The 500-nt window shown below is 68.4% G+C and carries 2 pseudogenes; both read left to right on the forward strand.

What is annotated here, in order from left to right:
- Positions 1 to 261, forward strand: a pseudogene (locus AC1DWF_RS39200) (LLM class flavin-dependent oxidoreductase); the annotation flags it as partial.
- Positions 262 to 281: 20 nt separating this feature from the next.
- A pseudogene (locus tag AC1DWF_RS39205) lies at positions 282 to 500 on the forward strand (tripartite tricarboxylate transporter substrate binding protein); the annotation flags it as partial.

Raw genomic sequence — 500 nt, forward strand, 5'->3', positions numbered from 1 at the left:
CGCGGCACGATCCGCGAGTTCCCGAACTTCGTCGGCACGCCGTCCGACGTCGCGGACCAGATGGAGGAATGGTTCACCACCCGCGCCTGCGACGGCTTCGTCCTCGCGGCCACGCACACGCCCGGCGCCTTCGAGGATTTTTCCCGCTTCGTCGTACCGGAGCTGCAGCGGCGCGGCCTTTACCACCAGGACTATGCCGGTCCGACGTTGCGCGAAAATCTCGGCCTGGCGCGCCCAAATTCGCGCGACTGGCGCCGGTGAGAAACACGGAGAGAACGCTCATGAACGAACAAGCGCCGAAGAGCGCCATCACCCGCCGGACCGTATTGGGCGGCGCGCTCGCCCTACCCGCCATCGCGGCTTCCGCGCAGGACGCCTGGCCCTCGCGCACCGTGCGCATCATCGTGCCCTACACGCCCGGCGGCGGCACCGACGTGACGACGCGCGCCATCGCCGAGCAGCTCTCCGTGAGATTCGGCAAGACCTTCGTGGTCGAGAAC

It is taken from the genome of Aminobacter sp. P4_D5, from assembly GCF_056401815.1.